The organism is Sphingomonas sp. R86521 (assembly GCF_042466235.1).
Lineage (GTDB): Bacteria > Pseudomonadota > Alphaproteobacteria > Sphingomonadales > Sphingomonadaceae > Sphingomonas.
In genome coordinates this window covers 527,556-540,752 of record NZ_JAXHBY010000001.1, presented here as the reverse complement: position 1 = coordinate 540,752, position 13,197 = coordinate 527,556, and the positions used below count along the sequence as shown (strand labels likewise).

10 protein-coding genes are annotated in these 13,197 nt (G+C 66.6%); 1 reads left to right on the top strand and 9 read right to left on the bottom strand.

Annotation, left to right across the window (positions count from 1 at the left end; translation table 11 throughout):
* Positions 1-32: 32 nt before the first annotated feature.
* Positions 33-1,319 carry a homoserine dehydrogenase gene (locus SJY20_RS02675; protein ID WP_380785061.1) on the bottom strand — a complete coding sequence of 429 codons (1,287 nt, stop codon included), beginning with the start codon at positions 1,317-1,319 and terminating at the stop codon, positions 33-35.
* 91 nt (positions 1,320-1,410) lie between these two features.
* Here SJY20_RS02675 and SJY20_RS02670 point away from each other — a divergent pair, with 91 nt between their 5' ends.
* Entirely contained in the window at positions 1,411-4,158 is a 2,748-nt protein-coding gene (locus SJY20_RS02670) for a [protein-PII] uridylyltransferase (protein ID WP_380785059.1), read from the top strand.
* Between the two features lie 161 nt (positions 4,159-4,319).
* Here the strand turns inward: SJY20_RS02670 and SJY20_RS02665 are convergent, their stop codons facing one another.
* The 8 genes from SJY20_RS02665 to SJY20_RS02630 form a co-directional block, all read right to left on the bottom strand.
* Entirely contained in the window at positions 4,320-7,136 is a 2,817-nt protein-coding gene (locus tag SJY20_RS02665) for a TonB-dependent receptor (RefSeq protein ID WP_380785058.1), read from the bottom strand.
* Positions 7,137-7,417: 281 nt separating this feature from the next.
* Entirely contained in the window at positions 7,418-7,948 is a 531-nt protein-coding gene (infC, locus tag SJY20_RS02660; RefSeq protein WP_147083189.1) for a translation initiation factor IF-3, read from the bottom strand.
* A 118-nt stretch (positions 7,949-8,066) separates the two neighbouring features.
* Complete coding sequence (locus tag SJY20_RS02655) at positions 8,067-9,971, bottom strand: prolyl oligopeptidase family serine peptidase (RefSeq protein WP_380785057.1); 1,905 nt, start codon at positions 9,969-9,971, stop codon at positions 8,067-8,069.
* Positions 9,972-10,053: 82 nt separating this feature from the next.
* Positions 10,054-10,281 (bottom strand): hypothetical protein, encoded by a 228-nt coding sequence (locus tag SJY20_RS02650; RefSeq protein ID WP_147083772.1) that lies wholly within the window; start codon positions 10,279-10,281, stop codon positions 10,054-10,056.
* Between the two features lie 73 nt (positions 10,282-10,354).
* The gene (locus SJY20_RS02645; protein WP_031394996.1) at positions 10,355-10,567 is read right to left on the bottom strand and encodes a cold-shock protein; all 213 of its coding nucleotides are present in this window, start codon (positions 10,565-10,567) and stop codon (positions 10,355-10,357) included.
* 269 nt (positions 10,568-10,836) lie between these two features.
* The gene (locus SJY20_RS02640) at positions 10,837-11,280 is read right to left on the bottom strand and encodes a DUF3597 domain-containing protein (protein WP_380785056.1); all 444 of its coding nucleotides are present in this window, start codon (positions 11,278-11,280) and stop codon (positions 10,837-10,839) included.
* Between the two features lie 26 nt (positions 11,281-11,306).
* The gene (locus SJY20_RS02635) at positions 11,307-11,648 is read right to left on the bottom strand and encodes a hypothetical protein (RefSeq protein WP_380785055.1); all 342 of its coding nucleotides are present in this window, start codon (positions 11,646-11,648) and stop codon (positions 11,307-11,309) included.
* Positions 11,620-12,942 (bottom strand): hypothetical protein, encoded by a 1,323-nt coding sequence (locus tag SJY20_RS02630; protein WP_380785054.1) that lies wholly within the window; start codon positions 12,940-12,942, stop codon positions 11,620-11,622. The genes SJY20_RS02635 and SJY20_RS02630 overlap by 29 nt, the downstream gene beginning before the upstream one ends.
* Positions 12,943-13,197 lie beyond the last annotated feature (255 nt).

Here is a 13,197-nt window from a genome sequence, read left to right as displayed (position 1 = left end):
ATCCCGGGACGAGCCCGGGATGACGGGGAATGTCAGCCGAGGATGTGCATCCACATCGGCTGGCCGACCAGGCTTTGCGAGCCGCGGAGTTTCTCGAGCGCCTGGGCGACCGCACGTTCCGGGCCGTCATGCGTGACGATCGCGACCAGGACGCTGCCTTCGCCGCTGGCTCCGCGCTGGATCAGGCTTTCGATCGAGACGCCGGCGTCGCGCATCGCCGCGGCGATCTCGGCGAGGACGCCGACGCGGTCCTGGACGGTGAAGCGCAGATAGGCACGACCGCGACGTTCGCCGCTGTCGGCCTTCGGCGCCGCGACCAGCGAGGCGACTGGCATCGCAAAGGGGGGCCCGTACTCGCCGCGCGCGATGTCGATCAGGTCGGCGACCACCGCGCTGGCGGTCGGGCCATCGCCGGCCCCCGCCCCCTGGAACAGCAGGCGACCGACGAAATTGCCCTCCGCGACGACCGCGTTGAGCGATCCCGTGACGTGCGCGAGCGGGTGATCGAGCGGCACGAGATGCGGGTGGACGCGCTGGAACAGGCCGTTCGGACCAGCTTCGGCAAGCCCGAGCAGGCGGACACGGTAGCCGAGTGCGGCGGCTTCGGCGATGTCGGCGCCCAGCAGATGGCGGATCCCGCTGGCCGCGACGTCGGCGAACGCAGGGCGGGTGCCGAACGCGATCGAGGCGAGGATCGACAATTTGTGCGCGGCGTCGACACCGTCGATGTCGAAGCTGGGGTCCGCCTCGGCGTACCCCAGCGCCTGTGCCTCGGCCAAAACCTCGGCGAAGTCGCGGCCTTCCGCTTCCATCTTCGACAGGATGAAATTGCAGGTGCCGTTGAGGATGCCGTAGACGCGCGCGATCTCGTTGGCGGCGGCGCCTTCGCGCAGGCCCTTGATGACCGGAATGCCGCCGGCGACCGCGGCTTCGAATTTCAGCGCGACACCCGCCGCTTCGGCCGCTTCGCCGAGTTCGAGGCCATGATGCGCCAGCATCGCCTTGTTGGCGGTGACGAACGCCTTGCCCGCTCCGAGCGTCGCGCGCGCGAGCGTCAACGCCGGACCATCCGAGCCGCCGATCAGTTCGACCACGACATCGGCGTCGGACCGGGCAAGCGCGGTGGTGTCGTCGATCCAGTCGAAGCGCGACAGGTCGACGCCGCGATCCTTGGTGCGATCGCGCGCGGAAACCGCGACGATCTCGATCGCGCGCCCTGCCCGCCGGGCGATCAGGTCGCGGTTGGCGTCGAGCAGGCGAATGACGCCGCCGCCGACGGTGCCGAGACCGGCAAGGGCTACACGCAATGGGTCTGTCATAATCTTCCTCCGCTCGGCAGTCCGACTAGGGTTCGCGCCTGCGGACTGCAATGCCCGTGACGGAATCGTTCGCGCACCCTATCTGCAGGCGATGACCGGCCGCTTCGACCATTTGCCCAACCGCCGCGCGATCATCGATCGCCGCGCGCTTGCCGATACCATCGCCGCGCTGGAGGGTCCCAGCGACGCCGCGCTGCGCCGCGATGCGACCGCGCTGTTGAAAACCGCGCTCGACGCCGGGCGCTGCGAGGTCGAGCGGCGGCTGATCGAGCATCCGTCGCGCGGGCTGGAGGCGACCAGTGCGCAGGCATACCTGATCGACCAGATCCTGCGGCTGCTGTTCGGCTTCACGATCGAGCGGCTTCATCCGCGGCCCAATCCGACCACCGCCGAGCGGCTGACGCTGATCGCGGTCGGCGGCTATGGCCGCACCGAGATGGCGCCACATTCGGACGTCGACATCGGCTTCCTGACGCCGGGCAGGCAGACGCCGTGGTCCGAGCAGGTCATCGAATCGATGCTGTACGCGCTATGGGATCTTGGGCTGAAGCTCGGCCATTCGAGCCGGTCGCTGGACGAGATGATCCGCCAGGCCAAGGCCGATATCACGGTCCGCACCGCGCTGCTCGAGGCGCGCTATGTCTGCGGCGATACCGAATTGTACGAAGAGGCGTCGCGGCGGTTCAAGGCCGAGGTGCAGGCCGACACCGCGCGAACCTTCATCGCCGAGAAGCTCGCCGAGCGCGACCTGCGCCACAAGAAGATGGGCGATACGCGCTATGTCGTCGAACCCAACGTCAAGGAGGGCAAAGGCGGCCTGCGCGATCTGCACGCGCTGTTCTGGATCGGGAAGTATATCTACGACGTCCAGCGCGCCGCCGAGCTGGTCGAGGTCGGGCTATTCACCAAGGCGGAATACCGGCTGTTCCACCGTGCCGACAATTTCCTGCAGGCGGTGCGGTGCCATCTGCACAGCATCACCGGGCGCGCCGAAGACCGGCTGACGTTCGACGTGCAGCGCGAGATCGCCGAGCGGATGCGGTTCTCCGACCGGCCGGGAAAGTCGAAGGTCGAGCGCTTCATGCAGTTCTACTTCCTGCAGGTGAAGATCGTCGGCAGCCTGAGCGGGGTGTTCCTGGCGCATCTCGACGAGAAATTTGCCGCGCGGGGCCGCCGTTTTGGGCTGCCGACGCTACGACGCTCGCCGCGCAAGATGCACGGCTTCGTGCTGGATCGCGGGCGGCTGGCGTTGCCGTCGGACGACTTCTTTCGCGAAGACCCGGCGCGGCTGATCGAGATGTTCCAGCTGGCCGACAAGCATGGGCTCGAGATCCATCCGCTGGCGATGCGCGCGGCGGCGCGCGATGCCAAGTTGGTCGACGAAGTGCGCGACAGCCCGAGCGCCAATGCGCTGTTCCTCGACGTGCTGAGTTCTCCGCGCGATTCCGAGCTCGTGCTGCGCTGGATGAACGAGGCAGGCGTGTTTGGCCGCTTCGTGCCCGACTTCGCGCGCGTCGTGGCGCAGATGCAGTTCGACATGTACCATCATTATACCGTCGACGAGCACACCATCCGCGCGATCGGGCTGCTCAGCCAGATCGAGCGCGGGGCGCTGGTCGAGGATCATCCGCTGGCGACCGGGATCTTCGACCAGATCGTGTCGCGACGCGCGCTGTATGTCGCGGTGCTGCTGCACGACATCGCCAAGGGGCGCGGCGGCGATCATTCGATCCTGGGTGCGGAGGTGGCACGGCGGCTGTGTCCGCGGTTCGGGCTGACCGCGGCGGAAACCGAGACGGTCGCGTGGCTGGTCGAGAAACACCTGCTGATGTCGGCGACCGCGTTCAAGCGCGACTTGTCGGACTTCAAGACCATCCTCGATTTCTGCGACGTGGTGCAAAGCCCCGAGCGGTTGCGGCTGCTGCTGACGCTGACGGTCGTCGACATCCGCGCGGTGGGACCCGGCGTGTGGAACGGGTGGAAGCGGCAGTTGCTGTCCGACCTGTACGAATCCGCCGAAGAGGTGCTGCGACTCGGCCACAAGCAGAAGGGGCGCGCGGACCGCATCGCCGCCAAGCAGGAAACGCTGCAGGCGGACCTGGGTTGGGACGACGCGAAGTTTGCGGACTTCGTGCGGCGGATGCCCGAAGCCTATTGGGTGGCCGAGCCCGACGATGTGCTGGCGCACAATGCGCGGTTCATCGCAGGCGCCGGCGACGCGCATCTGGCGATCGACGCGCATGTCTATCCGGAACGCGGCGCGACCCTGGTCACGATCTACGCGGCCGATCATCCGGGGCTGTTCTACCGCATCGCGGGTGCGATCCATGTCGCGGGTGGCAACATCATCGACGCGCGCATCCACACCACGCGCGACGGCATGGCGGTCGACAATTTCCTGGTCCAGGACCCGTTCGGGCGGCCGTTCGACGATGTCGGCCAGCTGGCGCGGCTCAAGACCGCGATCGAGGATGCGCTCGCCAATCGCGGCAAGCTGGCCGACCGGCTGGTCGCCAAGGCGCTGCCTCGTGTTCGGGCGGAGGCGTTCGAGATCGTCCCGAACGCGCTGATCGACAACAAGGCGTCGAACCGCTTCACGGTGGTCGAGGTCAACGCGCGCGACCGGCCGGCACTGCTGAACCAGCTCGCTCACGCGCTGTTCCAGTCGAAGGTGACGATCCATTCGGCGCATGTCGCGACGTATGGCGAGCGCGCGGTCGACACCTTCTATGTCACCGACCTTACAGGAGACCGGATCGTCGCCGCCGCGCGCCTGAGGACGCTCGAACGCCGACTGCTGGCGGCTGCGGCGGGCGAGGAGATCGATCTGGCGGCGTGATGGCGGGTTGGCCGAGGTGAGCGAGTCTTCCTTAGCTTCCGTCCTGCTGAACTTGTTTCAGCATCCACCGCTCCTCAAGCGATAGCGTTTGAGGAGCGGGAGCCCCCGAAACGCGTCCACGGTGACGGGGCGCGTGCCTTGATGCCTGCGCCCCGTCCCGATCAGAAGCGCGAGCGCAGCGTCACGCCGTAGGTGCGGGGCTCGGCAAGGTAAGACGTGAAGATCTGATTCCCCACACCACCAAACGCCTGCACCTGTGACTGGCTGCCGGCGCCCTGGAACGGGGCGCTGAACGCGACCTGCTGATAGTGCGTGTCCAGCAGGTTCTGCGCCCAGAGTTCGAGCGCCCAGCGCTGTTCCGGACCGCGGATACCGACACGGGCGTTCATCAGGAAGAAGCCGTCCTGCTCCTTCTCGCCGAACAGATCCGAGCCGGTGTTGTAGTCGCTGGTCATACGGCCATCGATGTAGACCAGCCCGGTGATCCCGCCCGAGCCGATCGGTGGCGTCCAGGTGGTCGAGCCGGTGACCGTGTGCTTCGGCGCGTTCGACATGGTGTTGCCCGACAGCAGGAACAGTGCGGGGTCGAGCGCCTCGCCGCGTTCCGAGCCGACCAGATTGTTCCTGAACTTGGTCTCGACATAGGTGTAGCCGAGCCCGACCTGGAAGTTGCGGACCGGGAACAGCCCCGCCTCGAGCTCGACGCCCTGCGAGCGCACGCCGTACTTCACCTTGCCGGTGCAGGCGCCGGTCGCGGCGCTGGCGTCACGGTCGCCGCCGTTCAGGCTGGTGTCGCACGAACTGATGTTCTGGACGATGAAGTTGGTGCCGTTGAAGGTGTTAAGCTGGAAGTTCTTGAACTGCTGGCGGAAGGCAGCGACGTTCAGGGTAAAGTTGCGCGAGGAGTATTTCACGCCGGCTTCATAGGCGTTGACCGTTTCGGGGTCGAACCGCAGGCGGCTGGCGCTCGCGTTGGTCGGCGCGGTGAAGACGTCGGGGGTCAGATCCGACCGGTCGAGGTTGTAGCCGCCGGCCTTGTAGCCGCGCGAATAGGACGCGTAGAGCATGGTGCTGGTGATCGGCTTGTACGAGACGATGCCGGTGCCGCTGAACTCGCCCTCCTTGAACCCGTCGCGGAGATTGAGGCCGTTCAGCGCCGAAGTGGAGTTGCCGGTGCAGGTCAGGGTGACGACGCCGCCGACGATCTGGTTCAGCTGCGCGCGCTGTGCCGCGGTCAGGCCGGGCGCGGTGGCGATCGCGTTGAACACCGCGGCGCCGGTTGCCTGCTGAGTCGGGCAGATCGTGTTGTTGTTGGCGAAATCGCCGTGGAAATCCTTTTGCTCGTGGGTGTAGCGCAGGCCGCCGGTGATCGAGAGCTTGTCGGTCAGCTTGAAAATGTTGTGCGTGAAGAACGCGTAGTTCTTGCTGTTCTGGTAATAGGTCGAGCGGGTGTCGCCGAGATTGTTGAGCGTGCTGAGCCGGTCGATCATGCCGAGGATCGGCGTCGCCAGCGCGCCGAAATTGGCGCCGAACGCGGCACGCGCGGTGGTGCCGGGCGCGACCAGCGCGGTGCTGAGGCAGCCGGGCGCAGCGGGATTGCGCAGTGCCGCGACCGGGCTGACCGTTGCGACAATGCGGCAGGCGGCGAACGCGCCGTACTGCGTGCCGAACTTAAGGTTGTCGGCGACGACGAGATCTTCCTTCGAGAAATAACCGCCGATCAGCCAGTCGAGCTTGTCGTTGAAAAGCGAGCCGTTGAGGCGGACTTCCTGCGTGAAGGTGTGGAACTGGCGGTAGGCGTTGCCGTCATCGGCGCGGTAGCCGATGTCGAGATTGCCATAGTCGATGTCGGCGGCGTTGCCCGACTTGTACTCGCGGTAGGCGGTGATCGAGGTCAGCTGCGCGAAGCCGAGATTGGCATCGATCTGGCCCGAGCCGCCATAATCCTTGGTGACGTTGGAATACGCCTTGCCGGGCGAGTTGGCGATGCGGCGGCCGAACGGATCGCCCGCGCTGGGGAAGATCGCGCCCATGCTCTGCATGACCTGGACGATGCGGTTGCCGGCGGGATTGATCGCGAAATCACCGGGGACGCCCGGGGTCGGATCGATCTTTTCGTCGGTGTTGATGTAGACCGCGCCACAGCATTTCTCGTCGCGGCGGGTGTAATCGCCGATCAGGCGGACGGTGACGTCGGACGAGGGTTCGAACAACAGCTGGCCGCGAACGAAATAGCGGTTGCGGTCGTTGTAGTCGGTCTTGTTGACGACGTCGTAGAGGAAGCCGTCGCGCTTGCCGAACACGCCGTCGAGGCGGAAGGCGAGCTTATCCTTGATGATCGGCCCGGTGAGGCCACCGGCGATGCGAATGTTGTTGTAATTGCCGTAGGTGGCCTCCGCGTAGCCGCCGAATTGATAGTCGGGCAGCTTGGTCAGGATGTTGATCGTCCCTGCCGACGCATTGCGGCCGGCGAGCGTGCCCTGCGGCCCGCGTAGCACTTCGATGCGGTCGACTTCGCCGAGATCGTTGAGGCCCGAGCCGGTACGGCTGCGATAGACGCCATCGATGAACACCGCGACCGAGCTTTCGAGGCCGGGATTGTCGCCGACCGTACCGATGCCGCGGATGCGGGCGGAGGCGTTCGCTTCGCTGCCGGTCGAGGACACCAGCAGGGACGGCACGAGCTGCGTCGCCTGGCGGATGTCGGTGGCACCGGTGTTCTCTAGCGAGGCCGAGCCGACCGCGGAGACCGCGACCGGCACGTTCGAGAGTCGCTCGGCACGGCGGGTCGCGGTAATCACGATGTCGCCGATGTTGGTCGAGTCGTCCTGTGCGGCAACCGATCCCTGCGCGGTGCCGGATGTAGAGGTACCCGCGGTCTGAGCCTGAGCCTGCGAGGTCGGTACATCCTGCGCGAACGCCGGGACGGCCAGCGCCGTGGTTGCGGCTGCGGACAACAGATATGCGAGTCTACGCATCGGCATTCCCTCCCTGGTGCGTTCGAATTGTTTCGAACATCTGGTTTGGTCGGAGGATAGAGAGATACAGGAGTAAACGTCTAGGTATTTCCGTATGCGGAAAGTATTTTTGAGGTTTGTGTCTCGTACGCAACACTCGATTGCGGCCGTGCCGCGGTTCGAGTCCTCGTGCCACCTCCCTCTGGGGGGAGGATTCCCGAGGCCCACGGCGCTGAACGCGAAACGGCCGGCCCGACATGGTGTCGGACCGGCCGTTTCGAATCGCCATGCGGCGCGCGCGGTTACTTCGGTGCGAGCACCATCAGCATTTGGCGGCCTTCCATGCGCGGATAGGCCTCGACCTTCGCGACCTCCGCGACGTCGTCCTGCACGCGCTTGAGCAGGTTCATGCCGAGCTGGCCGTGGCTAAGCTCGCGACCGCGGAAGCGCAGCGTGATCTTGACCTTGTCGCCCTCGCCGATGAAGTCGTTCACCTTCTTCATCTTGGTGTCGTAGTCATGGTCGTCGATGTTCGGACGCATCTTGATCTCCTTGATCTCCTGCGTCTTCTGCGACTTGCGTGCGAGGTTGGCCTTTTTCTGCGCCTCGTACTTGAACTTGCCCACATCAAGGAACTTGGCGACGGGCGGATCCGCGTTGGGCGAGACCTCTACCAGGTCGAGGCCATGTTCGGCCGCCTGCTCCATCGCCTCTCGCGTGAACATGACGCCAAGGTTCTCGCCCTCATGGTCGATCACGCGGACCTTGGGGCTGACGATGAATTCGTTGAATCGGGGGCCGTTCATCGGCGGCGCCTGCATCGGCCGGCGCATCGTGGGAGGACGTATGGGTTTGCTCCTGTGGTTCTGCTATCGTTCTATATAGTGATTTTTCGCGAAAAGCGAAAGGTGCCGCGGTAACCGACCTGCGCGGCACCGATCGAGGGGCGATCTACCGCTTCAGATACCGGTCGAACCAGGCGATCGTCCGTGTCTGCAGGTCCGCAGCGTTCTTGGGATCGCGGATGCCGTGGCCTTCCTCGGGGTAGATCACGAGGCTGGTCGGCACGCCCAAAGCCTTCAGCGCATGCCAATATTCGATCGACTGGGTCGGCGGGACCTCGATGTCGCGCTCGCCGACATAGAGGAAGGTTGGGGTCTTCGCCTTAGCGATGTAGGTGATCGGCGAGAGCTTCGCGTAGATCGCCGGATCCTCGTACATCGAATGCCCGAAGAACGGGATCATCCATTGGTCGATGCCGTTGGTGCCGTAATAGCTGATCCAGTTGGACAGGCCGGCGCCGGAGACGATCGCCTTGAAGCGATTGGTCTGGGTGTTGGTCCACATCGCCATGAAGCCGCCGTAGCTGCCGCCGGTCAGGCCGAGCCGGGCATCGTCGATTGGTGCGACCCGTTCCACGGCGTCTACGCCAGCCAGGATATCCTTCAGATCGCCACCGCCGAAATCGCGCTTGTTGGCGGCGGTGAAGGCTTCGCCCTGCCCGTAGCTGCCACGCGGGTTGGGCAGGAACAGATAATAGCCGGCGGCGCTGAGCGGTGCGAGGCCGCCGCGGCTGACATAGGACGGCGTGTTGGCGGCCGACGGGCCGCCATGGACGACGACGACCATCGGCGCCTTGGTGGCAGGGTCGGCTTTGGCCGGGGCGAGCAGCCAGCCCTGGCTGGTGAACCCGCCATTGGTCCAAGTCACGCTGCGCGCCCTGACCATCGCTGGCAGTGAGTCGTTGTCGCGGGTCAGTTGGCGCGGCGCGGCCACCGGCCCGGCATAGATGGCGGGGGCGTGTTCGAAATCCTGAATGACGCCGGCCATGACGCGGCCGTCGGCGCTGTAGACCATCCTGCCGTCCCCAGCGGTGAAGCTGGCGGGACGCGACCACAGGTTCGCGGCGCCTTTGGCGGGGTCGAAGCTGACCGCGCGGGCTTCGGCGCCGGCGAGGCTGGTGGCGCGGATGCCGGCGGGGAGCCAGTCCATCGAGGTGATGGTCTGCTTGCTGCCCGGGGTGCGGTTGACGGGGGCTCCGCCGGCGAACGGTACGGTCCAGATGTCGCCGCCGACCGAGCCGAAGTCGCTCATCAAGCCGCCGATATAGGCGACCGTTTTTCCGTCGGGGGAGATGCGGGGGAAGTTGAGCTGCGTGGCGGGCTTGGCGATCTGGCGGACCGCGCCGGTGGTGGCGTCGATCGCGTCGAGCGTGGCGACCCACCAGTTGTTGTCGCCATTGCCGAGCGCGGTGGTGGCGACGAAGCCGCGGCCGTCGGGGGTCCAGTCATATTCATAGACATAGCGGTCGGCGGGCGAGACCGGTTTCAGCGCAGCGGCCGCGGCGGGACCGGTCGCGAGATCGAAGACGGCAATACGCTGTTCGTCGGTGGTTTCGCCGATCTCGCCAATCTGGCGGACGCCGGCCTGGACCGCGCCGGATTCTTTCGCAGCGCCGATCGTGACGAGCAGCGCAATCCGCTTGCCGTCGGGGGAGAAGCGCGGGGTCTGCGCGATACCGCGGACGGTGGCGACGGTGCGGCCGTCCTGTAGCAGCGCGACTGTGCCGGCGGATCTGTCGCGGGACAGATAGGCCAGCGTGCCGGTCGGTGAGAAGGTTAGGCCGGAGAGGGTGCAGCTGGCGCACGGTTCGATCCGGCGAAGGATATGGCCGTCGGTCACAGAGCGGACGACGATCGCGCCCTTGATGGGCCTGCCGGGGTCGTCGGACTGTTCGACGGCGGCGAGCGTGTCGCCCTTTGGCGACAGCGCCAACGCGGAATATTGATGAACGGACTGGGCATGCGCAGCGCCAGCGACAAGGGCCAGTGGCAACGTCAACATCAGGTAGCGCATCAAGGTCTCCCGCTTCGGAAAACGGACAACCGATTGGCGGGGCGCTTGGTTGCGGCCCCGCCATCTGGATATTCGGACTGGATTATTCGGCGGGGACCATCGGCGTACCGATCATCATGCGCTCGCCACCAGGAGGGGCGGCTTCGCGGGCGGCGCGCAGAACCTGCGTGCGCTCGGCGCGGCTGGCCATTTCGTCCCACGCCTTTTCGGCGCGGCGGCAGCGGTCGCGGACATTGTCGAGCAGGGCGGCATCGCCGTTGCGGCGTTCCTCGTCAGCACGGGCACGGTAGAATTCGGGGTTGTCGGCCATGCTGCTCAGCTCCTGCTGGAAAGTCGAAAGAGTGATGCGGCGACCATCATGGCCGCCGCATCGCCAGCCGATGTTAGTCGGCCGGCTGGAGGTTCACGGCCGACTGCTTGCCGCGCTTGTCCGGCTCGAGCTCGTAGGTCACGCGCTGGTTCTGGTTCAGCGTCGGCATGCCGGCGCGCTCAACCGCGGTGATGTGGACGAAGGCATCGTTGCCGCCGCCATCCGGCGCGATGAAGCCATAGCCCTTGTCGGCGTTGAAGAATTTTACGGTTCCGGTGATAGCCATGGACTGGCTCCTTCTTTGTTTAGGGACCGCCCGAGTGCCGGGCGACCGCGTGCCGCGGAGCAGGGAAAGAAGGAGAAAGGTGCCGCAAAGCGCCAAGAACCGTCGATGTGCGACTGTAGCAGACCACTATATGCGCGCTTGTCGGCCGAATTGCAAACCGAGGTGGCTTGATCGACCGCAAACCGATGCATTTCCAGCCGAAATATAACCGGATCGGCCAAGCCGCCAGACCTTTCCGATCGCTCGGAATGGTCTGGCGGCAGGGTGGATCAATCCTTGAGGCCGGCGGGGACGGTGCCGCCGTTCTTTTCGAGTTCCCGCATCACCGCCTTATGCAGCCAGATGTTCATTTCCGCGCTGCCGTCCTTGGCGCCGGTGTAGCCGAGTTCGGTGGCGAGTTCCTTGCGGTTGTCGAGGCTGGAGTCGAGGTCGAGCAGCTTCATCAGGTCGACGATCGAGCTGCGCCAGTTGAGGTCCGACGACTTGCGCTGAGCGATGCCGGAGAGGACCGCCTCGACGTCGACCGGCTGCTGGGCCGGAGCGGCGGGGGCGGCTGCCGGTGCTGCGGCCGGGGTTGGCGCTGGCTGGGCGGCGGTGGTCTGCGGCGCCGGAGCCGGGGCTGGAGCAGCGTCCTTGGGGGTGCCGAAATGGCCGCTGCCAAGGGGGCCGTGCTCGCCGAAGATGGCGGATTTGATCTTGCTGAAGATGCTCATGCTTATGTCCTTGCTTGAAACTGGGGTCAGCCGACCGGGGTGTTGCGGCTGGCGGCGTCGTGGCGGTCGGGGAACGAGGCGGCGCCGGTCGCAGGGCGCAGCGAGTCGTATTCCGCCTTGGTCGGGACCGCGGTCGGATCGGGGCGGAACGCCGCGGGGGCGCGGTCGGCTGCCCCCGGATGCGGCTTGCCGGGTGCGAGATCGGGCGCGGCATGCTCGGCCGGGTTCGACTTGCGCGTGCTCAGGAACAGCGTCAGCAGCGCCCCGCCCAGCCCGATCGCGGCGGCGCCGGTCGCGAGCAGGGTGCGGCCCAGCGTCTTCGGCTCGGGCGGCTGGCGCCTAGGCGACTGGTGGTGTGCTTTCGTCATCATCGCATCCTGGCTGTTGCGCATCCTTAACGGTTGCAGGCGGGCCCTGTTCCGGCTGTTCCTGTTCGGCGGCTTCGTCGAGCAGCGCGGCCGCTTCGGCGTCAGAGGTCGCCGCCAGGATCTCGGCGAAGAAGTCGTCGCGCTCGACGCTCTCGGTGCGGCGATAGGCTGCGACCCGGACGGCTTCGGTATCCTCCATGCAGGCCAGTTCGAAGGCATCGAGATCGCGTTCGTAGCGGACATCGCCGAACGCGCCCTGTTCAGCGCCGTCGAAATCCTCGGGCGGCGGGAAGCTGGTGCGCCACACGTCATACTCGGCGGTCTGCCAGACCAGCGGCATGTCGGGATCGCGCGAACATTGAGGATGTTGATACGCCGGCGCGGTTTCGGCTGCGTCATCAGGCTCGTCCCCCTCGACCGGCGCCGGCGCGGCGATCGCGATCATCCCAGCGGCTTCGGCGCGGAGCCATTGCCCGGCGGTCCAGTCGGCGCGGTGCGCGGCGTCGAGATCGGCGATGTCGACTTCCGCGGCGGTGGCGACGCCGGTGCGGACCATGCGGTCGGCGGCGGCGAGCGCATAGAGCGGTGCCAGATCGCGAGTGTCGGCGGAATCGGGGCCGGTGCCGGAGTGGGCCCCCTCCCCTGCCTCCAGCCCGCCGCCGCGACAGGCGAGGAACAGCCCGGCGCGCGCGGGGCCCGCATCGCAGCCGACCAGATCGAGATAGGCGTCGAATTCCTGCGCCACCAGGCGCGCGGCCTTCGAGTCGGAATCGGCGGCGGTCTCGGCCTGGCGATCGAGCCGGGCGAGCAGGCTGAGCGCGAGGCGGCTGTCGTATTTGTGGCGGGTGATGACGGTTTCGCCGCGGACGATGGTGTCGACGGTGCCGTCGAGCGCGCGGACCAGCAGCGTCTCTGTGATCGCCTCGCGCGCGACCAGGCACGCGGCGCGCCAGCCGAGCGCGAAGGTCGCGCCCTTCGCGGTGCGGCGAAAGGCGTAGGCGGATGCGGCGGACAGCCCGACGCGGCGCGCGGCGGCGTCGACACCGGCACCCTCCGCGACGGCTTCGAGGAACGCGCGCTGGCTGGCGGCGGACCAGCCGTCCTGGCGGCGCGAGACGTGCGCGTGGGCGTCGGGGCCGTCCCCGGACTCGAACGCGTCATCGCCGGGTACGAAGGTGGTCGGCGCGACCGGGGGCAGCGGCACGTCGGTGAAGGTCATGCCATAGTCGTTGCCGTAGTCGGTACCCGGGACGGTAGCGAAGGCGGCGCGTGCGGAGTCGGAACTGTCGTTCACGGTTTGATCCTTTCCCGGAAGGAGAGGATCGAACAGGTATGCCGGTTCGGGGTCTGTAGGACAGCCCGCCGTGCAAGTTTATTTGCGCAGCAAAGAAACGCGCGACGACGGCGGGCTCGGCCAGCGTCGCCACAGCGACGACTGACGACGCGGCTTTGCCGCGGCGCGTCGAAATCCGATGCAACCGGCGTTTGCCGCCATCGACCGAGGGTGTAGGTTTTCCGTCCCTGGGTCACGACTCTCAGGAAGTAGGCC

Excerpts from the sequence above, each read along its gene's own strand:
- SJY20_RS02635 (WP_380785055.1), bottom strand. The coding sequence starts at position 11,648 with ATGACGAAAGCACACCACCAGTCGCCTAGGCGCCAGCCGCCCGAGCCG.
- SJY20_RS02670 (WP_380785059.1), top strand. The coding sequence starts at position 1,411 with ATGACCGGCCGCTTCGACCATTTGCCCAACCGCCGCGCGATCATCGAT.
- SJY20_RS02655 (WP_380785057.1), bottom strand. The coding sequence starts at position 9,971 with ATGCGCTACCTGATGTTGACGTTGCCACTGGCCCTTGTCGCTGGCGCT.
- SJY20_RS02645 (WP_031394996.1), bottom strand. The coding sequence starts at position 10,567 with ATGGCTATCACCGGAACCGTAAAATTCTTCAACGCCGACAAGGGCTAT.
- infC (WP_147083189.1), bottom strand. The coding sequence starts at position 7,948 with ATGCGCCGGCCGATGCAGGCGCCGCCGATGAACGGCCCCCGATTCAAC.
- SJY20_RS02675 (WP_380785061.1), bottom strand. The coding sequence starts at position 1,319 with ATGACAGACCCATTGCGTGTAGCCCTTGCCGGTCTCGGCACCGTCGGC.
- SJY20_RS02650 (WP_147083772.1), bottom strand. The coding sequence starts at position 10,281 with ATGGCCGACAACCCCGAATTCTACCGTGCCCGTGCTGACGAGGAACGC.
- SJY20_RS02665 (WP_380785058.1), bottom strand. The coding sequence starts at position 7,136 with ATGCGTAGACTCGCATATCTGTTGTCCGCAGCCGCAACCACGGCGCTG.
- SJY20_RS02640 (WP_380785056.1), bottom strand. The coding sequence starts at position 11,280 with ATGAGCATCTTCAGCAAGATCAAATCCGCCATCTTCGGCGAGCACGGC.